The 24958-nt window shown below is 47.3% G+C and carries 18 protein-coding genes; 9 read left to right on the top strand and 9 right to left on the bottom strand.

The window, feature by feature from the left end; genetic code table 11:
• The first annotated feature begins 57 nt into the window (after positions 1–57).
• Positions 58–1494 carry a LysM peptidoglycan-binding domain-containing protein gene (locus tag CEQ32_RS19600; protein WP_088586663.1) on the top strand — a complete coding sequence of 479 codons (1437 nt, stop codon included), beginning with the start codon at positions 58–60 and terminating at the stop codon, positions 1492–1494.
• Between the two features lie 77 nt (positions 1495–1571).
• On the opposite strand, the gene CEQ32_RS19595 is transcribed toward CEQ32_RS19600, so the two are convergent.
• Positions 1572–2933, bottom strand: a complete 1362-nt coding sequence (locus tag CEQ32_RS19595) for a DUF4397 domain-containing protein (RefSeq protein ID WP_088586662.1) — start codon at positions 2931–2933, stop codon at positions 1572–1574.
• Positions 2934–3302: 369 nt separating this feature from the next.
• On the opposite strand from CEQ32_RS19595, the gene CEQ32_RS19590 reads away from it, so the two are divergent.
• Positions 3303–6020 (top strand): DEAD/DEAH box helicase, encoded by a 2718-nt coding sequence (locus tag CEQ32_RS19590; protein WP_088586661.1) that lies wholly within the window; start codon positions 3303–3305, stop codon positions 6018–6020.
• 17 nt (positions 6021–6037) lie between these two features.
• Here CEQ32_RS19590 and yidZ read toward each other — a convergent pair whose 3' ends face one another.
• From yidZ to CEQ32_RS19560, 6 genes are all read right to left on the bottom strand, one after another.
• Positions 6038–6997, bottom strand: a complete 960-nt coding sequence (yidZ, locus tag CEQ32_RS19585) for an HTH-type transcriptional regulator YidZ (RefSeq protein WP_088586660.1) — start codon at positions 6995–6997, stop codon at positions 6038–6040.
• On the bottom strand, positions 6972–8162 hold the full coding sequence (locus CEQ32_RS19580; RefSeq protein WP_088587015.1) for an MFS transporter: 1191 nt from the start codon (positions 8160–8162) through the stop codon (positions 6972–6974). Before CEQ32_RS19580 ends, yidZ begins: the two co-directional genes overlap by 26 nt.
• Before the next feature lie 218 nt (positions 8163–8380).
• The gene (locus CEQ32_RS19575; protein ID WP_088586659.1) at positions 8381–11212 is read right to left on the bottom strand and encodes a M16 family metallopeptidase; all 2832 of its coding nucleotides are present in this window, start codon (positions 11210–11212) and stop codon (positions 8381–8383) included.
• Between the two features lie 284 nt (positions 11213–11496).
• A complete protein-coding gene (locus CEQ32_RS19570) occupies positions 11497–12090 on the bottom strand; it encodes a hypothetical protein (RefSeq protein ID WP_047536355.1) in 594 nt (197 codons plus the stop codon).
• A 220-nt stretch (positions 12091–12310) separates the two neighbouring features.
• A complete protein-coding gene (ssb, locus tag CEQ32_RS19565; protein WP_088586658.1) occupies positions 12311–13015 on the bottom strand; it encodes a single-stranded DNA-binding protein in 705 nt (234 codons plus the stop codon).
• 108 nt (positions 13016–13123) lie between these two features.
• Complete coding sequence (locus CEQ32_RS19560) at positions 13124–14491, bottom strand: MFS transporter (protein ID WP_088586657.1); 1368 nt, start codon at positions 14489–14491, stop codon at positions 13124–13126.
• A 408-nt stretch (positions 14492–14899) separates the two neighbouring features.
• Here CEQ32_RS19560 and uvrA point away from each other — a divergent pair, with 408 nt between their 5' ends.
• The 6 genes from uvrA (at position 14900) to CEQ32_RS19535 (ending at position 22097) form a co-directional block, all read left to right on the top strand.
• Complete coding sequence (gene uvrA / locus CEQ32_RS19555; RefSeq protein ID WP_088586656.1) at positions 14900–17752, top strand: excinuclease ABC subunit UvrA; 2853 nt, start codon at positions 14900–14902, stop codon at positions 17750–17752.
• 72 nt (positions 17753–17824) lie between these two features.
• On the top strand, positions 17825–18163 hold the full coding sequence (locus CEQ32_RS19550) for a hypothetical protein (protein WP_226871850.1): 339 nt from the start codon (positions 17825–17827) through the stop codon (positions 18161–18163).
• 84 nt (positions 18164–18247) lie between these two features.
• Positions 18248–19282, top strand: coding sequence for a M28 family peptidase (locus CEQ32_RS19545; protein WP_088586654.1), 1035 nt, complete (start codon positions 18248–18250; stop codon positions 19280–19282).
• Positions 19283–19473: 191 nt separating this feature from the next.
• Complete coding sequence (locus tag CEQ32_RS19540) at positions 19474–21345, top strand: DEAD/DEAH box helicase (protein ID WP_088586653.1); 1872 nt, start codon at positions 19474–19476, stop codon at positions 21343–21345.
• Between the two features lie 154 nt (positions 21346–21499).
• Positions 21500–21655: a hypothetical protein gene (locus tag CEQ32_RS22995; protein WP_156143179.1), complete on the top strand. Its 156-nt coding sequence runs from the start codon at positions 21500–21502 to the stop codon at positions 21653–21655.
• A 67-nt stretch (positions 21656–21722) separates the two neighbouring features.
• A complete protein-coding gene (locus CEQ32_RS19535) occupies positions 21723–22097 on the top strand; it encodes a hypothetical protein (RefSeq protein ID WP_088586652.1) in 375 nt (124 codons plus the stop codon).
• A gap of 43 nt (positions 22098–22140) precedes the next feature.
• On the opposite strand, the gene CEQ32_RS19530 is transcribed toward CEQ32_RS19535, so the two are convergent.
• Together CEQ32_RS19530 and CEQ32_RS19525 are read right to left on the bottom strand one after the other, a co-directional pair.
• Positions 22141–22764 (bottom strand): HAD family hydrolase, encoded by a 624-nt coding sequence (locus CEQ32_RS19530; protein ID WP_088586651.1) that lies wholly within the window; start codon positions 22762–22764, stop codon positions 22141–22143.
• A gap of 23 nt (positions 22765–22787) precedes the next feature.
• A complete protein-coding gene (locus CEQ32_RS19525; protein WP_069454236.1) occupies positions 22788–23762 on the bottom strand; it encodes a DMT family transporter in 975 nt (324 codons plus the stop codon).
• A gap of 320 nt (positions 23763–24082) precedes the next feature.
• Here CEQ32_RS19525 and CEQ32_RS19520 point away from each other — a divergent pair, with 320 nt between their 5' ends.
• A complete protein-coding gene (locus CEQ32_RS19520; RefSeq protein ID WP_088586650.1) occupies positions 24083–24898 on the top strand; it encodes a hydratase in 816 nt (271 codons plus the stop codon).
• Positions 24899–24958: the final 60 nt, after the last annotated feature.

Raw genomic sequence — 24958 nt, 5'->3', positions numbered from 1 at the left:
GCATCGAGTTAGGTTGTTTGGGTATAACGCCAAGTTAGCAAAAATGACAGGATAATCATGCGGAAAACCTTTCGCCAACCGAGTGCATTAGCAGTGCTAATGATCGCCATGTTGACAGCCCAACTCAGTGGCTGTGCGACAACATCGGCGCAAACCTCGCCCATGGAATTTGCCACCACAGCCCCAGAAGCTGAAGGTGATAGCGGAGATACCACACAATCTCATCATGATAAAAAAGAGATTGTCGACGAACGCTATGCCGATGTATGGGAGAAAATTCAACACGCCCGTACTATTGATGTGCATGACGATGCAGAAGTACGCAAACAGCGTAACTTTTTCGATGACAAGCAAAAGTTTATGACTCAGGTGACCCAGCGTGCCGAGCCATTTTTATACTATATTGTGAGTCAACTCGAAGCCCGCAATATGCCGCTCGAACTGGCACTATTACCAATTGTCGAAAGTGGTTATAACCCGCTGGCGCAAGCAAATGGCCCCGCCGGACTTTGGCAAATGATCCCCGCTACGGGCCGAAACTTTGGCCTAACGATCAACTCAGCCTACGATGGTCGCAAAGATGCATTGGCCTCGACCGATGCCGTACTCGACTATTTGCAGCACTTACACGACACCTTAGGTAACGACTGGATTAACGCCGTTGCGGGCTACAACAGTGGCGAATTAGTGATTAAAGCCGCTATCGATAGAAACAAAGCTAAAGGCAAACCTACGGATTTCTGGTCGCTGAATATTCCTGCTCGCCAAGTACAAACCGTGCCTAAGTGGCTGGCGTTTATCCAAATTATCCGCGCCCCAAGCCATTACAATCTCAAAGTAATGCCGATTGCAAACCGCCCATTTTTGGAACGCTTACCCGCTCCCAATGGCGTTGAAATAAGCCAAATCGCCAATGCTGCGGGACTCACTAAAGCGGAGTTCAAAACCTATAACCCTGGATACCGTCAAAACGTGATCCCCAGTAAAGGCAAATACCAAATTGCCCTGCCGATTGAAAACATTGGCCACTATCAAGAAAATCAGCACAAGCTCTATGCTCAAAAACGTTACGACAGCCAAACTTATATCGTGAAATCCGGTGATAGCTTAGGTTCGATCGCAGCTAGATTTGATTTATCAGTCAAAGAGTTAAAACAGGCAAATAATCTGACCTCTGATCGCCTAAAAGTCGGCCAAGAGCTCACGCTATTAACGCCAATGGCGGCTAATGATAATGAGCCAGAGCCCGCAAAAGCTAAGGCTAAAACAGACAAATCATCGACCAAAGCGAATGCGAGTAGCACTAAAGCCGCCACCTCAAAATCGACCGATAAACCAGCGGCTAAAGCCAAAACCTACAAAGTAAAATCAGGGGATTCACTGGATAAAATCGCGCGTAAAAACAAGGTGAAACTCGCCGATTTAATGAAGTGGAACCAGCTCAATGCCAAGAGCATTATTAAACCCGGCCAAGAGCTAAAACTGTCAGAATAGAGACTGTTAATACGAAAAAGCACTACCTAGGTAGTGCTTTTTTATTGTCCAATTTATTTACAGCTCAACCGCTGCGATTAAAGCTTAACTAGGTTATAGCCAAAGCTAGTTGAGGCATCCTTATTCAGCACCATAGTGACGTTGTCTTGATTATTAAAATCGATCATATCAGAGGCGTAAACCACCGTTTTTGAGCCATTTTCGACCGAGATGACCTTGATAGAATACTCACCTTTAGGCACCACTAATGATTGCGGTGCTGTCGGATTAATCGCACTGATCTTATAGGCTGCCGTATCAATAGTGTCGTTCGCCTTTAAGAAGTACAAAGTCAAGTTACTCTTATCGGCAAAACTGACGATATCGAACTTGAAGCTGTAGGGACTTGGCGTTTGAGTTTGTTTCATCTCCATCGCCTTCACTTGGCTGCCCTGCTCGTAAATAAAGATGGTTTTAATATCATCTTGATTAAGGGTGATCAGAACATTATCGAGCAATTTCGCTTGGCTAGTATGGTCAAATACGCTCACGCCAAAGTCATTAAACTCGGCGCCTTTATAGGCCGTTACGCCAAAGGGAGCCACATTGCTAAATAGCGCTTCTTGTTTACTACTCACCACTTTCACATCAACATTATGTGTGGCCAAGCCATTGAACACTCTAAAATCAACACTGCTTTCGAGGGCGACATGGTTACGCACATTGGTGGTAGAGTCGACGCTGTCTAAACTGATTTTAGCCGCTGATGCGCCAAAGCTTTCCCTTAAAATCAACTTATAGGGCACCTTGGTTTTAAAGCTAATGCTCGCAGTGGTGTAGCTGATATTGGTCGTACCCGCCGCGGTCAAATAAATTTTATAGTCGCCCGTATCCAAAATTTGTGGCGTTGAAACCTCACCATAGGAAACGCTGCCAAGCATCACCGCATCGGCAAAGCCTTTATCCGCCTTGGCAATATACGCATCGTACGCTGGTGCATTGGTTGCGGTATGGGCAATCAACAACTGCATTTTGCTCTTGTCTGCCTCGGCATTTTGTTTATCAAGCTCGGTGCGCGAGTAATTGATATTCAAAAGGGCTGGCGAGGAAAAATCCCCATGCAAAACAAAGAAATGATCCGTTGCCGTTTTTAAATCGATATTCTCTTTATAGAGCGAAATATCTTTATTTGCCGCATCCTTACCCATCACCTCGACAGCACTCACGCCGGGGGTTGATGTAAAGCGTGGCATCGCATCGGCGTAACTCACACTTTCATAGGTTTTATCGCCAATCTTCAGCGCGGTATCAGTGCTGCCAACTGTCGCGTTGTAAAATTGCACATAGGTATCGGTTTTGGAGGTATCCTCATCCTTGTTATTATCGGAGCCACCGCAAGCAGTAACCCCTAAACAGGCGAAGGTCATTACTGCGAATCCTTTGAGTTTATTGTTAAGCATTGTATCCCTCATTTGCAGACAAAATTTCAGTTCAGTCTACGCAGTTATACAATGACAACAATGGCAATTTCCACCCAAAACAAAAACAAATATTTTACAAACTCAAACACTTAACAAACATTTCAGCAACCAAGCCAATATTGATACAAATCACATTTTTCGAGCGCTGAATTGATACAAATACCTTTTGCGATACGTTTACTTACAACTCAAATAACTTCTTTTACGCTAAAAATTATTTGGCTTTAAGCACAGGCGTTCGGACTTTAACCTGCTTTGGCTCCATCCCAAGATACGCGACAACCTTGTTCGTCTTATACGATTGGGTTACTCTCGCATCGCCAATTAAGCCTTAGGGATGGATAGGGTTTGCAAGGGATTCTTAACTACTACAAACAGTGTTTTCAACACGATAGTGCTGAAATTAACCTGTGGTCTAGCCACAAACTTGCTGAGCAAGAAAAGCTATTGCTCCAAGGTGAAGACGAGTTAAGCAGTGGCTTTCTGCCTCGCTTACCTGTGCCATTTGCTCCCGCCTCGGCATTAATGGCGCGTAGTGCCTTGTATCTACGTGAAAAAGTATTATTGCACTGTTGTCTGTTTTTCTGTGGCACTGTCGAGCTTAATGGCGAAAAACGTAAAGTTGTCACGCCACTGCTGTACCGTGAATGTCAGTTACAGGCCGATGGCGATAACATTTACCTCGAATCTAATCACAGCTTCTCTGGCGGCGGATCATTCACCATCAATGAAGCCCTGTTAGAAAAATTAGTCGTTGAAGGACACAGCTTAAGTCAAGAGTTACGCGATAATCCAACGGATGTCAGTGGCTGGATAGCTTGGCTGCGGGCAGGCCAAGCCGATGTTGATACCAGTCATTTATTGCATTTTCCCAAGCTGATCGATGAGGCTGAATTCACTCAGCTTAGCCGTAAACGTGGGCAATTTATGGTTAGTCGCAGCCAAATTATTCTTGCAGAGCGTTCGCAGGCCAGTCGCGGCATATTGCACGAACTCGACAATCTCATTACAGCACCCTCACTCTCTGCGCCGCTTCAAGCGCTATTTGAGCAAGCGCCAACTCGAGATTCAGTTAATCACAATGTCGACACCCAAGAAGCTTATCTTCCAGGGCTATTAAGCCGCGCGCAAATTCAAGCCTTAAAGGTGGCGGCCAACCATACTTTGGGGCAGATATCGGGTCCACCGGGAACGGGTAAAAGTTACACCATAGCCACCGTGGCGGCGGAGCAGGTATTAAGGGGTAAATCTGTCCTCATCGTCGCCCACACCGACGTTGCCGTTGATGTGATTGCCGACAAGTTGCAGCAACAATTCCAGCTTGGGAGCAGTCTTATTCGAGCTGGCTCACCGCAGTTTATTAAAGTCCTTAAAAACCAGATAGATGAAATGCTTCATGGTCAGCATCCTGCGACTGATGAAACCATCTCGGATAGGTTGCTATTAAGTGCAAAACAGCAACTTAATACTGTGACTCGCGCGCAAACCAAAATGGAAGCCGGTTTTATACACCATTGCCGCCACGCCATACGTCGCGGCCAAAAACTGGCGACCTTACAACAAGGACAATCGCGCTGGCGCTTAGGATTTTACAACTGGGCTTACCGTGCCGGGATCAAACAGTTTGCTCAGCAATGGGATGTGCTCGATAAATTAACCGCCCTCATCGCCCAAAAAGAAGACTTAAGCCTCAAATACTTACAATTGGCCACTCACTATCGATTACACCAATTGCTCAAACATAAGCGCAGTACGTTGGTGAGTTTTGCCAGTGCACTTCGCGCTCGGCAGTCCGCTAAGCAACTCGACGGTTTCTACAAAACGGATTTTGATGCCTTAAAGCAAACCTTTCCCATTTGGTTATCGAGCCTTGCCAGTTTGCATAAAGTGCTGCCCATGGAGCAGCAAATGTTTGATCTAGTGATTATTGATGAAGCCACTCAAGCCAATATTGCCGCCTGTTTACCGGCCTTGCAGCGGGCAAAAGCGGCACTGGTGGTGGGCGACAGTAAACAGCTGCGCCATTTCTCGTTTTTATCCCGCGCAAAGCAAACCCAAATCCAGACCCAACTTGGACTTGCTGCGGATTGCCGCGGCCTAATGAGCTACCGTGATGCCAGTATGCTCGACTTAGTATCGCAATCCCTTGCGAGCCAATCCCAAGTAGTATTTTTAAATGAGCATTTTCGGAGTAAACCTGAGCTGATCCAATTTAGTAATCAGCAGTTTTATCAAGGTATGCTGAAGATTATGCAGCACAGACCTTGCACAAGTTCAGGGCACTTACACCGAGTCCAGGTGACTGGCAGCCGTGACAGTAAAGGAATTAACGCCATAGAAGCGGAGGCATTAATTGAAAAGTTAGCTCAACTGATTGATGAACAAGAAAATGCATTAGTGCCCGCCAGCATTGGTGTGCTCTCCTGTTTTCGCAATCAGACGGAGTATTTATCCCAGCAAATCCTCACGCGTTTTAGCGCACAGCAAATAGAACGTCACCAATTACGGATTGCCACGCCCTTTGGTTTTCAAGGGGAAGAGCGCGATATTATGCTGCTGTCGTTTAGCATTACGGCCAACGACAGCCGCGCCGCCGTGTATTTAAATCGCGAAGATATGTTCAATGTCGCCATCACCCGCGCTAAACAAATGCAGTGGCTATTTTTATCGGTACAAGCACATGAGCTCCCCAACAATAATTTACTGGCAACTTACTTAGCATCGGCGGGCCAATTTCAAGCGGCACATAATTATGTCGATTCCCTCGATAACTTCGGCCAATCTGTGGCACTCGCGATTGAAGCAAAAGGCATAACAGTCTGGCGCGCCTACCATATGGCGGGGCTAGAACTGGATATTCTGTGCCGCTATGGTAACCAATATTTAGCAATAGATTTAATCGGTTACCCAGGGCCATGGTCGGACTTTTTCGATATTGAACTGTATAAACTGTTACAGCGCGCGGGGATTAAACTTATCCCCGTCAGCTATGGACTATGGTGTCAGCAGCAAGAATTGTGCATCCAACATATTTGCCAGCAATTGGGTATTACTCAAACAAGTTAATGCCGTAAATAACAGCCTTAATCATGCTGTTGATAAATCGCTTTTATCTTGCTTCGCAGCCAAGTGATTTTGGGGTTGTGGCTGTTTCTCTTATGCCAAATCAAGGTAAAAGGAATGGCGAGTTTATCAAGATATTCGCCACTTATCGGGATCGGGCGAGTGACTAAGTCAGGGTGTAATTGGCGGGCATATTGCTCACAATATTGCGGTGCTATTGCCATCATACTGTGGTGAGGCTCTGCCGCGACAAACAGTGACTGCTCAAAACTGGCCAAGGTCAGCACAATATTGCGACTTAACCCAAGCTCGATAAGCACATCATCTAAGGCCCAGGTTTCACTCTTTTCCCACAAGATATTGATATGCGGATATTTTAAGAAAGTGTCTATATTCCACTCTTCCTGCAAGGCGGGATGATCGCGGTGCAAATACACCTGGGGAAGATCGGTAAATAAAACCTCAAAATCGATAAAATAAGGCAATAAATCAAGGGACTCCTTGGAGCGAGGATGACTTTCTCGGCCAGTAAAACCTATGTCAGCCTCACCGCGAATAATGGCCTCTAGTGAATCATAATCCCAATTTCGTACTTTTACTTTTGCATCAGGGTAGTGTTGGTAAATCGCCTGTGTTAATTGATTAAGCATAATGAGCGATAAAGGTGACTCAAGCATTAGCTCAAAACTGAGCCCTTTTGCCATATCGTCCCCGCGCTTGCCCATAAGCTGTTTGCCCATTTGTAACCAATCGGCTAAGTCATGCTCCATGCTTTGGGCCAATGGCGTGAGCTGCAATCCCTGGGGCGTTTTAATAAATAGTGGGTCGTCAAACCAATCACGCAATTTCGCCAAGGATTTACTCACGGTCGATGGCGTCACATTGAGCTTTTTAGCGGCCTTAGACACGCTCCGCTCCTGCGATAGCAGCTGAAAAGTAAACAACAGATTGAGGTCAAGCCGACTCAGGGATTTGCTCATTAACTACCATTTCCGACATTTTAGGCACCGCTAACATTAGCGTGATGCTTACCAGCGCACCAACGCTGAGGATAGCTAATAATATATTAATCGCGCTCACTTCGAGCAGACCCATCACCCAAATATACAAAGCTGAAGTACACACTTGGGCAATCCCCAGTAATGAGCTGGCCACTCCTGCCCGAGCCACAAATGGGCTAAGCGCCTGACTCATGGTCACTCCAAATCCAATTGAAAAACCGGAACAAACAAAAGCAAAACCTAACAGGTTAAATGAATGACTAACCCCGCCCAATTGAGTCAAGATAAACACTAAGGCAGCCGCAACGAATAACCCTTGGGAGAACAAAATTAATGATTTTTCTTTAAACTGGTTAAGCAAAAAGGGCGTCGAAAATGAGGCTAACATACTCACCAATGCCATCATTGCCATGGTATTGGAATATTGGCCACGGTCAAACCCCATCTGCCCCATAATCAGCATAGGAGACACATTCACATAGCTTAAAATCGTGGTCACACCTAAGGTTGTTATGACCACGCGACTGATAAAAAAGCCTTGTTTAAAGGATTCCTTTTGCACACTTGGCAAAGCTTGCGTGTGAAATGCTGCTTTAGAATGGGTTTCACGCAATACCAATAGACAAAGAGCAAATACCAGTAATCCCATCGCCGCCATAGTGTAAAACAGGCTAGGCCATGGAAACTTAAGCATGATTAAATGGCCAATCACAGGCGCGATCACAGGGATTATACAGGTCACGCCATTCACCATTGAGAGCACTTTGGCTCGGCGCTTATCGTCTAAGACATCACGCAAAATCGCGAACGCGACAACATAGCAACAACCCGCACCAATGCCTTGCGCAAAGCGCGCGATTAAAAACAGATCACTGGTTTGCGAGCCCGCTGCAAAATAGGAGGCTAGCGCGAACAGTAAGGCGCCAAAAAGTGTAATGGGTTTACGCCCAATCCTATCGGCTAAACTGCCCGCAAACAGCATAGTCGTCGCCATGCCAGCAAGATACACAGAAAAAGCAATGTGCAGCTGCGCCTCACTCGCCCCAAGTTGACTCGCAATTTGCGGCAACCCGACTAAGTACATATCGATCCCCGTCGGGTACATTAGGACCAAGCCAAAACTACATAACAGATATCGAAACATCACATCACCACTCATATCACCGCATTCCAAGAATATGGCGCTTAGCCTAATGCGGGTTTCGCTTAAGCGTGAGTGGCATTTTCGACAACGGTTATTTCCAATTACGACCGACACAATTAAAGCTAGCCCTAAAAATGCTCCGCAATGACAGATAAAAGCATCAAAACCCCTGCGAAATGCTATCGCAGGGGTTATTGGTTTACTTGTGGGTTGATAGATTACTGAGATGCAACCGGTGCAGGCAGGGTTTGAATGATTAAGCTTTTATCATCCTTTAAGTATTTCTGCGCCAATTGGCTTAACTCGGCTGGCGTGATCTGCTGTACCAGCGCCAAGCGTTGGTTAAAGGACGCAAAACGCTCCGGTTGGCTTTGGGCGGTTGAGGCCAAATCTAACCAAAAGCTATTGTTTTGCGTTGCAGTTTGCATCCACTCCAGCACTGGCTGGCGAGCGCGATTGAGCAAATCCTCACTGATCCCCGAAGGCGTTTTAACCTGCTTAATCGCGGCGGCGTAATACTTAGCCACCTCAGGCAACATGGCTGTGGTGGTCACGCTAAATAGGCCGAGATAACCATATCCCGTTGGATTTAAATCATTATATGAGAATGCAGAAGGGGAATAACTTGCCCCAGCTTTTTCGCGCACATTTTCAGTGAGTAGGATGCTTAGTACCTGCTCGAGCAAACCTAAACCCACCAGCTCACGGGGATTGCTCATATCCGCTGTCGGCCACACCTCCGCCAGTGCCGTCATATCGACCTGACCATAATGCATCAGGCTGATTTGTGCTGGCACGTTGGGAAATACGGGCACGATAGTCTGCCCCTTAGGGATCGGCTGACGGGAAATCGCCCCTAAGGTTTGCGCAACCTCTGCAATGGCTTTGTCCTCATCAAAATCACCAACGATGGCCAGCTCTATCGCCCCCTGCTGCACCGCAGAATGGAAGCTGGGCGCGAGTTCAGCAAACTGACGTTTAAGGATTTCCTTTGGGTCACCATAGCCGTAACGTTTGTCGCCACTATGGGCAATTCGAGCAAATTGATTCGAAAACTCCAACTGCGGATTACTATGAATATTCTGCTGTTCTGCAATTACTTGTTCACGGAATAACTGCTCTGCCTGCTTATCCATACCGGGATCGACTAGGTAAGCCGTTAGCACACCTAATTGAGTCCGAAGCTCGGCCGCATTGGTACTAATCTCGCCGCCAAAACTCTGCTCACGCAAACTCAAACTGACTGAGATATCTTGGCCAGCAAAAATCTCCTGCAAGCTGTCCAAATCGTGAAGTCCCAAACCACCCTCGACAAATGCACGGTTAAACAGATAGGACAAGCCATCTAACTCAGGGAAAGCTATCTCACCAAAACCGATATTCAAACTGACGAGCGTAACCCCCTTATTAAAGGTTGTCGGCTTTAGATTAAGGCGCACACCATTAGCAAACTGTACCTTGCGAATCCCTGTTGCAGCATCGCGCTGATCGGCAACAATCTGCCCAAGCTCACCAAATTGGCTATAGGCAAACTCGGCTATGGCTTTGGTTTCGGGCGCTTTTACGGCTTGCTTTTGGCTCGCGTTGTAGGCGGCTAAGAGTTGCTTTTCAATACTTTCAATGGGTTTATTATTGGTTAGATACAGATAAGGCGTCCCTTCCCAAGTCTGTTTAAACAGCTGTTGCAGTTTTTGCGGCGTAACACTTGGCATCAGCTTTTCAAACAATGTGAGTTGCCACTCAGGCTCCACAGGCACGCGCCTGCTTGCCACCGCACTCACTAAACTGTCGGCAATATTCACACTGTGGATAGTACTACTCCCCGCAGCATTAAGCTGATAGCCCTTGTGCATTCTTTTTAGCTGTTGGTCGATTTCCTGTTGGTTAAAACCAAATTCAAACGCCTGACGCAGCGTTTGCTCTAATAGTGCAAATCCTTGCTGCCAGTTATTTTCCTGCGTTCCCAGCGTCATTTGAGTGCCGTAGGCAATATCATATTGCGGCCCAATTTGCAGGCTCACGCCATACAAACCTTGGCTATGTAGCAGTTGTGACTCTAAACGACGATACAAAATACCGTGGGCAATTTCTAATAACATCTCCTGCTCACGTAGTGCGGGCGAATCTGGCTTCGGCGTTTGAGGTGTTAACATGCCTAACGAAACAGAGGGTTGCAGACTTGGGTCGAAAAAAGCAGCCGCCTCAATAGCGGTTTTAGCCTGTACCACGCCAATGGATTGTGCCTTAACCCCAGCAGCCTGCGGCGCGGCTTGCCAATTAGAAAATTGCTGGATGATTTTTTGCTCGATGCTGTCGACATCGATATCGCCCACCACGATTAAGGTGGTGCGGGATGGCGTATAAAAACGCTGATAAAGGGACAATAACGTTTCACGATTCGCATTTTGAATGCTCGCCGCCTCACCTACGGGAAAGCGTTGCGAGAGCTGGGTTTTCGGCATTAAAAAGGCTAACTGGTGGCGATAATTTTCTAAATCGGCACTACTGCGTTCACGCAGTTCAGACAAGACCACCGCCTTTTCGCGCTCGATTAGCGCGGGGTCAAGCAACAGATTACTGGCGATTTCGCGCATAAAAAACAAGGCGGTATCGAGTTTATCTTGGCTATTGCTCGGTAAATTAAACTGATAAACCGTTTGCTGAAATTCAGTCACCGCATTGGTATCAGCACCAAAACTTAAACCTAAGCGTTGTAAGGTAGGGATCATCTCCCCCGCCGCAAGTCCCGTAGATCCATTAAACGCCATATGCTCTAAAAAATGCACCAGACCCTGCTCGGAATCCGTTTCCATCACCGAGCCCACATCCACCCGCATACGGACAATCACGGCTTGCTCTGGGGTTTTGTTGTTCACTAACAGGTAGTGCATCCCATTAGCAAGCGTGCCACTGTGCACTCGTTCGCTTAAGGGCAGGTTGACCGACTCAGGCCACAGAGGCGCTTCAACCGCACTTAATGGTAAAGCCATGCTGATAAGGAACAGCCATAGCCATAGGCGTTTAAACTGGATTTTCTTGAAATTGCTCATAAAAATTCACTTTCTCTCCAACATTCGATTCATTAACCGGAGAAAATGCTTACCTCAATACTGATAAATTGACTTTTTACTATAACCACTAAAACGCTTTAAGTCACAAAATCAATACCTTACAGCGTACTTAAAATATCAAAAAACATGCATTAATAGAGAAAACGACATTAGAAATTGAAAGTATATGAGGGAAAACTCGTTGTTAACTTTATAAAAAGATATTCCTCTATCGCATATTGTTAATTCAGAACAGGCTTAATTAAAGCCTGTTCTATTCTAAATTAAGCTAGTCTGATTAACACAGTTAATGCATAGATAACCATAGCCCAATAAAAACCAAAAAGAACAATCCAAACCCAATTCAACCAAGTTAAACTTGAATTATCCTCGTAGTCTAAAGGTTCAAGCGCAAAGTTAATTGCTTTTTGAGCTTCATACAATGGATACAAAACGGCTAAAGGTATAACAATAGAAATTAAAATCAAAGATGTCGGTAAAGTCTCAATTTGATTGAGAACACTAGAGACTACGACAAGTAAAACGTAAACTGTCGCCAAAGCAGAATGATTCCAACGATAACTTCTATTATCTTCTTTAATATATTCATTAACATAAACAAACAAAGAGTGTGTAAAAAATACCGTAAAAATGCATCGAGCAATTGGCCATGCATCTAAATCATAATACTCTTTTAATGCCTGCCATTGCTTATAAAACCAGTATATTTGATATAGACCAAAGGTAGCAAAAAACATAATAACAAATTTAGCAAGTGAAACATGAAACAGTGGTACTCTATGAATATTGCTATCTACTGTTATTTGTTTTTCATCGCTCTTTAATGGATTATTTTCCTGACTTATTACATCTTCCATGGAAGAATTCCTTTCTTTTAGTAGTCGTCATAACGTTAATTTATTTTCAAAAGTTCAAGCCCTTTAGCGGACTCAAACAATCTACCCTAAACCGCAACAACTGTTAACAATTAAGCAAATAAAATTATTCAAAGAAATATAAGCCACATATAAACAAAAAGCCCTGCAAAATATTGCAGGGCTTTTAAAAAACTATGTTTCCACTGTAAAAGTTGGAAAATTAAAACGGGATATCGTCGTCCCAACCATCATCCAAATCTGGAGTAAAGTTTTGTTGTGGCTGTGGCGCAGGGCGCTGTGCAGGAGCCGCTGGCGCTTGATACGCAGGAGCTGCCGGCTTAGGCGCATAACCGCCCTGCTGTGGCTGAGCGTGAGGCTGCGCCTGTTGCTGACCATAACTTTGCTGAGCTGGCTGCTGATTGTAACTAGATTGAGGTTGTGGCGCTGGTGCTTGGTAAGCCGGAGCCGCTTGCGGAGCTGGCGCGTATTGGTTTTGTGCAGGTACAGCTTGTTGTTGTGGTGCTGATTGGTAGCCTGCATTTTGTGGCATACCGCCCATAGGGGCGCCTTGACCTTGGTTACGGCCGCCTAACATTTGCATGCTACCGCTTTGGTCGATAACCACTTCAGTGCTGTAACGATCTTGACCGCTTTGGTCTTTCCACTTACGCGTTTGCAATTTACCTTCGAGGTAAACCTGTGAACCTTTACGCAGGTACTCACCCGTAATTTCAGCCAATTTGCCAAACAGAACCACACGGTGCCATTCAGTACGCTCTTGCTGTTGACCTTGTTGGTCTTTCCACGATTCGCTGGTCGCAACGGTGATGTTTGCGACTGCGTTACCGTTTGGCATATAACGCACTTCTGGATCTTGTCCCAAATTGCCAACCAAAATTACCTTGTTAACACCACGACTGGCCATTGAAATCTCCTGCGATTCTTTAAATAATCTGTTAATTCAGTATGTTGTTTATAATTGTTGCCGCAAGGGAAAATCCGCATCCCTAAGTATTCGCGGCAATAACACATATTATTGAGCAGAGCCTAACACAGCTCGGGCTTCTCTTAAATCGAAATGCTCGTCAACTTTGAGATAAGCGACTTTCTCGTCTAGCACCACAATCGCTTCGACCACGCCCATTAATTGCGACAATTGCGCCGCCATATCACGGGCTTGGTTTTTATCTTTTACCGCCGCCTCTAGGGTGTAACTCTTAAGCAGTACAGGATTTTTCATCCCTAAGGTGAGCAATAACCAAATGCCCATCAGCACCAGCGCCACAATAAACACCCCAACGGCACCGACTAATTGGAATGCACCGCCACCGAACATGCCGCCACAAAAAGCCCCTAAAAATTGGCTAGTCGAATAAACGCCCATCGCCGAGCCCTTTTCACCCACGGGGCAGAATTTCGCAATCAAACTCGGCAGCGACGCCTCAAGGTAGTTAAAACCGGTAAAAAACAGCAGTACGGCCGCACTCAATACCCACAGGTTACTGGCGAAAATCGCCATCGCCGCAAGGGCAAACATCATGATCACTAAGGCAATTTGGAACATCGCCTTAGTGTTTTTACGCTTCACCCCAATAATGATTAACGGCACCATCAAAAAGAAAGCGCCCACAAAGGCGGGGAAATACAGCATCCAGTGTTTTTCTTTCACCAGACCTGCATCGACTAAATCGAGTGGCAAGGCGACAAACACCGCAGTTAACACTAAGTGCAGAATAAAAATGCCTGCATTAAGCCTAAATAATTGCGGCTCAAAAAACATGCGTTTGAGCTTAGCAGGAGTCGCTAAGGTATCCCCTTTGGGCGCCTGAGTAATGGGATTAGGCACTAAAAACTGGATCAGCAACATTCCCAAAATCGCCAATAACGCAGTTAACCAAAATAACCCCGTCAGCCCAAGATGCTGCGCCACAATCGGGCCAACCAGTAACGACAGTGCAAACGAGCCACCGATACACATACCAATAATCGCCATAACCTTGGTACGTTGCTCATCCCGTGTTAAGTCGGCCGCGAGCGCCAGCACAGCGGCAGCAATCGCGCCCATTCCTTGTACAGCACGGCCAAACACCACGCCATAGATAGTCTCAGCATTGGCGGCAATTAAACTGCCGATGGCAAACACCACTAAGCCTGCAAGAATGACAGGTTTACGGCCATACTTGTCTGATAAAATCCCCATAGGGATCTGTAAAATGGCCTGAGTTAAGCCATAGGCACCGATGGCAATGCCCACCCAGAGGGGTGAAAAACCTTCTAAATGCCGACCATAAAGTGCAAAGACGGGCATGATCATAAACAAGCCCATCATGCGTAAACCAAATACACTGGCTAAAGAAAACGCGACTCTTGTCTCGGTTCCTGAAAGTCCGTTGTTACCCATGATTTTGCCTTGGATTGAAGTCTTTTAGGGGGCGCATGTTAGCACACCACAAAGCATTTGCTCAAAAGGAAAAACCGTCCTAAGCACTCGTAGTTAACGGGTTGTCCAGCCCCATCGCGACGCCGTTTAAAAGGCACGGTTACGGCCTTAGGTCTTTATTTTAAAGGCTTATCTAAAAGTCGATTCGCTACAAATAGTTAACTTGATACTTACAGAGATAAGCTTAGGCTTGCCCTCATACTTGGATTAATCTTAGTTAATTCGCTAGGTTCATCACGATTATATCGCCCACGGCCAAGCATTGGCTTACCGCCAACCCAGAATAGAGATCACAGAATCGACTAAACTCAGCCGCCGAACTGTGCGATACTTAGGCTCATTTTTTTAAGCATAAGACTTGAGCGATAGATGGATAAGATTGAAATACGCGGCGCACGGACCCACAATCTCAAAAATATCAACCTGACTATCCCAAGGGATAAGTTAATCGTTATCACAGGGTTATCGGGATCAGGCAAATCTTCCCTAGCATTTGATACTTTATATGCCGAAGGCCAACGACGTTACGTTGAGTCTCTTTCTGCCTATGCCCGCCAATTCTTAAGCTTGATGGAAAAGCCCGATGTCGACCATATCGAAGGCTTAAGCCCGGCGATTTCCATCGAACAAAAATCAACCTCCCATAACCCACGTTCGACTGTGGGTACAATCACCGAAATTTACGACTATCTACGTCTGCTGTTTGCCCGCGTGGGCGAACCGCGCTGCCCGACTCATGCCCAACCGCTGGCGGCGCAAACCGTGAGCCAGATGGTCGATAAAGTGTTAGAAATGCCCGAGGATAGCCGCTTAATGCTGCTGGCGCCCGTGGTCAACGGCCGTAAGGGTGAACACGTTAAATTACTCGAAGGCTTATCGGCGCAGGGCTATATCCGCGCCCGTATCGACGGTGAAGTCTGCGATTTAACCGATCCACCAACCCTCGACTTACACGTTAAGCACACCATCGAAGTGGTGGTCGATCGTTTTAAAGTCCGCAGCGATATCCAGCAGCGCCTCGCCGAATCCTTTGAAACTGCGCTCGAACTCTCGGGTGGGATTGCCGTGGTCGCCAGCATGGATGAAGGCACCACTGAAGAATTAATCTTCTCGGCCAACTTTGCTTGCCCGCACTGTGGTTACTCGATGGCCGAGCTTGAGCCACGGATTTTCTCCTTTAACAACCCAGCCGGTGCTTGCCCAACCTGCGATGGTTTAGGGGTACAACAGTTTTTCGATCCTGACAGAGTGATCTCCAATCCGGAGTTATCCCTGGCTGGCGGCGCGATTCGCGGCTGGGATAGACGTAACTTCTATTACTTCCAGATGCTAAGTTCGCTGGCCGACCACTATAAGTTCGATGTCGAAGTTCCCTTCGAACACTTGTCGGATAAGGTGAGAAAAATCGTTCTCTACGGTTCAGGTAAAGACAGCATCGCCTTCAAATACATCAACGACCGTGGCGATGTGGTGGTGCGTAATCACCCCTTTGAAGGCATCTTAAATAATATGGACAGGCGTTACCGTGAGACCGAAAGTAACGCGGTGCGCGATGAGTTGGCCAAGTTTATCAACACCCAAGCTTGCCAAAGCTGTGGCGGCTCGCGTTTGCGTGAAGAGGCTCGCCACGTATTTATTGGCGATCTTAACTTGCCGAAACTGACCGTTTGGTCAATTGGTGAAGCCCTAGATTATTTTGACAAACTCGAGTTCAACGGCCAAAAAGCACAAATTGCTGAAAAAATCCTCAAGGAAGTGCGCGACCGTTTAGGTTTCCTCGTCAATGTCGGCCTTAACTATTTAAGCCTATCACGCTCGGCCGAGACCCTCTCGGGCGGTGAAGCGCAGCGTATTCGCTTAGCCAGCCAAATTGGTGCCGGGCTTGTCGGCGTAATGTATGTGCTCGATGAGCCTTCTATCGGCTTGCACCAGCGGGATAACGAGCGTCTGCTGCAAACCCTGATCCACCTGCGGGATTTAGGCAACACAGTGATTGTGGTAGAGCACGATGAAGACGCGATTCGTATGGCGGATCATATTATCGATATCGGCCCAGGCGCTGGCGTCCATGGTGGTGAAGTGATTTGCGACGGTCCGATTGAGAAAATTATCGCCTGCGACGAGTCCGTCACTGGGCAGTACATTTCGGGTAAGCGCAATATTCATATCAGCACTCCACGTACGCCGTTCGACCCGAAACAAGTGATTGAGCTTTACGGCGCCCGCGGCAATAACCTGCGTAATGTAGATTTAACCATCCCTGTGGGATTATTCACCTGTGTGACTGGAGTATCGGGCTCAGGTAAATCGACGCTGATTAACGACACCTTCTTTAGAATTGCCCACAAACAACTCAACGGCGCCACCGTCGATGAGCCCGCGCCTTACGATCGGATTGTCGGCATGGAGCAATGCGATAAAGTGGTCGATATCGACCAAAGCCCGATTGGCCGCACTCCGCGCTCAAACCCCGCCACTTATACTGGCATCTTTACCCCAATTAGGGAGATTTTTGCCGGAACGCAGGAATCCCGAACTCGCGGTTATCAGGTCGGGCGCTTCTCCTTTAACGTCAAAGGTGGTCGCTGCGAGGCCTGCCAAGGCGATGGCTTAATTAAAGTCGAAATGCACTTCCTGCCCGATGTGTATGTGCCCTGCGATGCCTGTAAGGGCAAACGTTATAACCGCGAAACCTTAGAAGTGCGCTATAAAGGCAAGAATATCCACGAAGTACTGCAAATGACGGTGGAAGATGCCCGCGAATTTTTCGATGCCGTGCCTGCTATTGCCCGCAAACTGCAAACCCTAATGGATGTGGGTTTGTCTTACGTACGTTTAGGCCAGAGCGCGACGACGCTATCTGGCGGTGAGGCCCAAAGGGTAAAACTGGCCAAGGAACTCTCCAAACGCGATACCGGTAAGACCTTGTATATATTGGATGAACCAACCACAGGCCTGCACTTTGCCGATATCCAATTGCTGCTGGATGTACTGCATCGACTCAAATCCCACGGCAACACGATTGTGGTGATTGAGCATAATCTGGATGTGATAAAAACCGCAGACTGGATTATCGACTTAGGCCCTGAAGGCGGCGGTGGCGGCGGTACAATCCTCGCCACAGGCACACCAGAAGAAGTAGCCTTGCATCCTACCTCACACACGGCACGCTTCTTAAAGCCGCTGCTGGAGCGGGATGCACAACTAGCAACGCAGTCATAATCAGGTAAGGCTTCAACCTCAACGACGCCTTGGGAGAACACTCCCAAGGCGCACTCCATCGAGGAGGATATTTTGTTAGAACATCGCCCCAACTTAACCAGCTTAAGTCGCGTTAATGTCATGCTCATTACCTGTTTAGGACTAATGCTATTCGCACTTGCTATCGCGGCTATCGATCCGATTATCGGTCAACCCACTCGTTTACAAGTTACTGTCTTAGATAGCACCGCAGAAAATAGCCTGCTGGCATTACCCGATGGCCGAGTCACCACGCTTGCCCAAGGTGGACTCACCAAAAATACTCAGGTCACCCTGTGCTCGCGCACACATTTAGTCTCAGGCTTAGAGCACTTTAATTTAAGCCCTCATCAAGATGCGACACTCTCCCCTGAGATCCAGGTATTAGATTAAATCCACATTAGAGCCCATGCACTCTAGCTAAATCCCTGTTAGGCTTAGGAATGATCGTTCCTATTGCCAACCTTAAGGATAATCATGGGCAATTTGGCACACGCACTCACTGCAATCATCCGCTCATGGTCTCCATGCATGGGCTTATTGCGCTTTTTTACCCTTAGCCTATGTATGGGACTCATGGGCTGCACTAGCCAACCTGCCGAATATACTTGCTCACCAGAGACGATTCGATTGAATTGGGCTGCCCCCGCAGATCTTAAGCAAACAGTAGCGACACTCAGCTCAGCAGAATTAATGGGGCGTAAAACCCAAACAGAAGGCGCAGCCAAGGCGCGCGACTATTTAAACCGCCAGTTTCAACAACTAGGCCTTAAACCTTGGGGAACAACCTTCGAGGTTCCCTTCGAATATTCCACCCTATTTAGCCAAGAGGTGGGAAGCAATCTGGTCGCCTTAGCGCCAGCGCGACAACCTACGGATAAATGGCGTATTGTAGTCGCCCACTATGATCATCTCGGCATGAGTGGCGGCAAGGTTTACCACGGTGCCGATGACAATGCCTCCGGCGTTGCCGCATTACTCGCCATCGCTAACCACTGGCAAGCGCAGCAACGCGCTGCGCCCGACTCACTCCCCAACATTAACTTAATGTTTGTCGCGACCGATGCCGAAGAACCTGGACTGTTTGGCAGCACTGCCTTAGTGGAGCAACTCAAGCAGCGAATGCCTGAAGCGCAATTTGAACTGATGCTCAATCTGGATATGATTGGCCACCCAAGTCGCCCTTACGCGATTTACCTTGAGGGCAGCCGCAACTTTTATCAATTTCCTCAATTTAGGCCAATGTTGAATCAATCTAACGGCCTGTGCATCAAACTCAGTCACCCTAAGCCTGTGGGGAGAAGTATCCAGAGCACCAATTGGCTAAGAGCATCGGATCATTATCCCTTTCATCAGGCTAAAATCCCTTGGCTATATTTTGGTGTGCCCACCCATCCGCAATATCATACGCCGGAGGATACCTACGAGACCTTGGACTATGTTTTTCTCGCCGCTGTAGCGGAATCGGCTTTTGAATTAATTAAACTCGATGGCAACTTTTTGAAAAATTAGCCGAAGTGGCGCGTTTCTTGCTCAGTTTTTGCGAAAAAACCTTCTCAAACGGTGGATTTATCCTTATCCGGATTGGTAAAGCGGCTTATATGCTGCTATAATCCGTCGTTCGCGGGAAATCGACACGGGGTTGATTTTCTGTCTGTGAAACTTAAGCGCCAATCCGCGCGCATCCACAAGGCTACAACTCAATGTCATCCGATGAAAGAACTTTCCGTGAACTCGGCCTATCCGAGAATTTGTTGCGTGCTCTTGACGAGCTAGGTTATGAAAAACCAACGCCAATCCAATCAGCCAGTATTGATCCACTTATGGCTGGCAAAGATATTTTAGGTCAAGCGCAAACAGGTACAGGTAAAACTGGCGCCTTCGCGCTGCCGCTGCTGAATAAAGTCACCAGCCAAACCACACCACAAATTTTAGTATTAGCACCAACGCGTGAACTTGCTGTTCAAGTTGCTGAAGCGTTCAGTAGCTATGCCAAATTTATTAAGAATTTCCATGTACTGCCGATCTACGGTGGTCAAAGCATGCAACAACAGTTGAATGCCCTCAAACGTGGTCCACAAGTTATCGTGGGTACGCCTGGTCGTGTAATGGACCATATGCGTCGTGGCACGTTAAAACTCGATTCATTAAAAGCACTCGTGCTCGATGAAGCCGACGAAATGCTAAAAATGGGCTTCATCGATGATATCGAATGGATCCTTGAGCACACGCCAAGCGAGCGCCAATTAGCACTATTCTCGGCCACAATGCCAGAACAAATTAAACGTGTTGCTAACCAGCATTTACGTAGCCCTGTACATGTGCGTATCGAGTCTAGCCAAACGACAGTAGAGTCAATCGAACAACGTTTCGTACAGGTATCACAGCACAATAAATTAGAAGCGTTAGTACGCGTGTTAGAAGTTGAAAATACTGAAGGTATCATCATCTTCGTTCGTACTCGTAACTCATGTGTTGAATTAGCTGAAAAACTTGAAGCCCGTGGCTATGCATCATCACCTTTACATGGTGATATGAACCAACAAGCCCGTGAGCGTGCAGTTGAACAACTCAAAAACGGCAAGCTAGACATTCTGATCGCGACTGACGTTGCGGCCCGTGGTCTAGACGTTGAGCGTATTGGCCACGTAGTAAACTACGATATTCCATACGATACAGAAGCTTACGTCCACCGTATCGGTCGTACTGGCCGTGCTGGTCGTAATGGTATGGCAATTCTGTTCGTCACTAGCCGTGAAATGCGTATGTTGCGCACTATCGAGCGTGCGACTAACAGCCGTATTTCGCCAATGAAAGTACCAAGCCCAGAAACCGTTGCAGAACGTCGCCTGTCACGCTTGGGTGAGCAGCTCGCTCAAACCATGAACAACGATCTCGAATTTATGCGTGAAGCTGTTGCTCAGTTATGCCAGCAACTTGAAGTAGATACCGATCTGCTCGCAGCGGCCCTACTGCACCAAGTTCAGCAAGAACGTCCACTGCAATTACCTGCGATTCAAGAGCGTGTTCGTGATGAACGCAGTGAGCGCAGCGAACGTGGTTCAGACCGCGGTGCTGACCGTGGCGAACGCCGTAGCCGTGAATCTCGTCCAATGCCAGCAAGCTTAGGTAGCGCTGAAGCGTTAAAAGACAATCCAGACCTGAAAATGTGCCGTTATGTGATCGACGTAGGTCGTGAAAATGGCGTAGGTGTAGGCAATATCGTTGGCGCTATCGCAAACGAAGCCAATATTGACAGCCGTTATATCGGTGCAATCCAACTTTATGATTCAGTGACAACTGTTGACCTGCCAGATGGCATGCCAAAAGATGTACTACAACACCTGAAGAAAGTGCGTGTGTGTGGTAAGCCATTGAATATCCGTGAAGCTGGCGACCAAGTCTTTGTTGACTCTGGCCGTGGTGCCCGTAGCGACCGTCGTCCACGTAGCGACCGCCCAGCCGGTGATCGTAAGCCACGTGCAGCGTCGGGTGACAAGCCGTTTGCTGACCGCAAACCACGTTCAGACAAGCCAGCAGGCGAACGTAGACCACGTAAACCACGCGAAGAGTAATCCGCAAACCTAAACCCTTAGGTCAAGCGCATAAAAAAGGAGCCTAGGCTCCTTTTTTGTTATCTAAAAATCGCTCCTGCTCAAACTTCACTGGCCAGTTGATATTTCGAGCAGGTATAGTCAATACGTGGATGCCTAACTTAAGGACAAAAAAATGGATTTTTTAGCACTGATAACTTACCCATTTATCTCGGCACTGCCCGAGCTCGCTAAGTCATGCCGCGAAGATAAGACTTTATTAATCATGGTGCTCGTCGGTTGTACACTGTTTGCGGGGTTTATTGGATTGTTAGTCGCAATGGCAAATTAACTTGCACTTAAGCCAGCATGTCTATTAGTGTCGGCGTAGTCTTTAGCAATGCAATTAGTGTATTTCGATGAAAAAAGCTCTTAGCGCAGGTCTTTTATCCGCCTTTGTCGCCCCCGGCAGCGGCCATTTTTACCTAAAACATAAACGCACTGTACTGGTGTTTTTTAGCTTAGCGGTCGTGAGCCTTGTGCTGCTACTCATGCAAATCTATCAAGTGGCGCAAGTGATCGCCTTAGATATTCAAAACGGCACCTTACCGCTTGATATCGGCATGATTTCTGCCGAAATCACCCAACAAACCCAGACCACAATTGCTAATGCCAATGAACTGCTCTATGGCTTTTTACTCTGCTGGTTAGTGGCATTAGTCGACAGTATTCGGCTTGGGCTTAAACAAGATAAGCAAGATTCCCTAACCGCAAACACATCGAGTGAGAATTGACATAAAGTGATATAAAACCTTATCAATCTGGCATCGTGTGCACTTAGTCTTTTGGGATTGCCACTGCCCAAGCTTCAATAAAACTCTGATAATTGCCGATGAGTAAATCCGCAGCTTGGGCATAGTCGGGCACCTCTTCAGGGCAGTAGAGGGCGCAGCGGCTACCGGCGTTTTGCGCGGTTTGCAGATCAAATAGATAATCCCCCACATACAAGATATCCGCCGGACTCAACTGCCATTGCTCACAAATCAAGTGGATCCCCTGCGGGTGAGGTTTAGGCTCGGCATCGTAACGGGTCAGCACTAAAGGAATATCAATACCGAGTTTTTCGATGGTGATTTTGGCCGCCTCTGGCATATTGCGGGTCAAAATCGCCAGCGGCAGTTGCCGCATCTTTAAAAACGCAATCAACGCCTGCGCGCCTTCAATCCAGCTCGCTTGGTGCGAGCTGGCAAGCTCATAGTCATGGACAATTTCCAGCGCCTGCATCTTGGCCATAGTGGTGTCGAGACTATGTATATGCTCGAGAATATCGGTACCCGATCCAATACCTAATGCCGCTCTTAAGCCTTTAAAGTCAGGGTTTGAATGGGCAAGCGTACCGTCGAGATCGAAGATAACCCCGCGGATCTGTTCTAATTCAATATCGGTCAGGCGTGTGATCACTAGGATACCTATTCAGCTGCCAGTTAAATGGGTTGTAAACGTCTCGCGCGGCGCTGGCGATACAGGGGCAGCAACTGCACCACCATCACAGAGACAATAATCACACCTATGCCAAAGAGCGATAAAGCATCTAACTCATCGGCCTTAAACACGTCAGGCCACCAACCGATACTCACCACTAACGCCGTGGCACTAAAGCTAAATACTGGCGTTAACGCCAACATGGCGCTCACCTGTGCCGTCGGCCAATACTTCATCGATTGCCCAAAACAACCGTAGGCAATCAAGGTATTGGCGGCGCAAAACAGCGCCACTTGCCAGTCAAAGCTATCCATTTGCGCAAATTGGCTAAAGTCGCTAAAGGGCGCCATCGCAAAAATACCTAAGGCATAGATAACCAAGAGTACGTTGGCGGGAGACAAACGGTTCAACAGTGACTTTTGCAGCAGTGCGTAGGTGGTCCATGACAATGCAGAAAACTGCACTATCATCACCCCAAGCCAGATCTCATGATTATCAGTTGCCGAAAAATCTAAAAAGGGATGGAAAAACATTAACATCCCTAAGGCTAAAGCGGCAAAACAACTGAGCTGCACCGCATTGAGGCGTTCTTTAAAAAATAACACGCCGCCAAAAGCGAGGAAAAATGGCGAGGTTTGAAAATTAAGCTGCGCCGCGCCCGGGGCTAAATAGTCGAGGGAATAGACGAATGACACATAGTTAAGCATTAAAAACAATCCAGCGAGGATAAGCCTGAGCCAAACCTTGGCATCGAGCGCCGCAAACTGTTTCAAACTCCCGGCACTCCACTGCACCAAAATACTGACCAAGAGCGCCACCAAAAACCGAAACCAAGTCAACGTCACCGGGTCGATAAAACTCCCCGATAGCTTAAGTGCTATAGGTAAAATCCCCCAAAACAGCACGGCAACAGAAATAAACAATAACCCCAATTGAGCATGGTTATTTGCCAAGGATCCAGAGTGGCTTTGATTCACGGAAAAGTCCCAGTAGTACAGCAGAAAGGAACGCCATTCTGGCACCGCACCGCGCTAAGATCTAGCCTAAAAAGCGATTAACTTATCAGCCTGATTGGATAGTTAAGCTGACACTCAATCAATCTTGCTCGGCGATAAATGCTCAGCATTTGAAGATAAGTTTTATCAAGCCTTTGCCGACACAAAAAGGTATATTGAGCACAATTTCTTTTTTGGCCCAGATTGGATTTATAGAGTCAATTGATACCTTATGTGCACATTTATTGCGGCATAAACCACTCTGTATAAGTCTTTAAAAATAAGTCAGTTAGGATAAAAAAATGTCACCAATAGACACGAAAGCACAGCTTGAGTCCATTAACACCGCAGCACAAGAACTCGCGCAGCGCCGCGCTAAAGGTGAAGCGGGCGCCCTGTTGCAAGAAGCGTTAAGGCCCAAGGATTTCCCCCACGCCTTTGCCATCCAACAAGCGATTGCCCAGCAATTTAGCGCCCAAGGCAACCCGATTGCGGGTTGGAAGTGTCTACTCCCAACGGCAGAAAAAACCGTAGTGGCGCCCATCTATCAACACGATGTGTATATCGAAACCGCCGATTGCCCGCTTTATCCTTCAAGCAAAGGGCTAGCCCGTGTCGAGCCTGAGCTCGCCTTTGAAATCGGCAGCGATTTACCGCCACGTGCCACGCCCTATTCTGAGGCAGAAATCGACGCCGCCCTAGGTAAAACCCGCCTCGCCTTAGAACTTATCAAAAGTCGCTACCAAAACCCAAGCGAAGCCAATCACTTCGACGCCCTCGCCGATGGCTTAGTCAATCAAGGTCTATGGTTAGGGCCAGAACTACTTGCACCAGCCAAGATAGAAACAGGCCATTTCGCCCTGAGTGTTGAAATTGCTCATAACGAGCAGCAAGCAAGTGAAACACTGCAAAAAGCCGCTGTTCATCCAAATGGTTTCGCTAAGGCCGGACTCTACTGGTTAGTCAACTTTTTATCCGCCCAAGGGATTGGCTTAACCCGAGGACAATATGTGATTACTGGCTCCTATGCGGGGGTATTAGATTTGCCACTCAATCAAACCTGCCAATTCCACTACGGTGAGTTAGGCCAATTTGGTTTGCAGTTTGTGACTAAATAAGTCTCTGCCTAAAGGGTGCCAAGCCCATCGGCAAAGTAAGAAGGTAGGCAAAGGCTTACC

The sequence above is a fragment of the Shewanella sp. FDAARGOS_354 genome, assembly GCF_002209245.2.
Classification (GTDB): Bacteria; Pseudomonadota; Gammaproteobacteria; order Enterobacterales; family Shewanellaceae; genus Shewanella; species Shewanella xiamenensis.
Note: the sequence above shows the minus strand (reverse complement) of the source record. Positions and strands in the feature narration are given on the sequence as shown.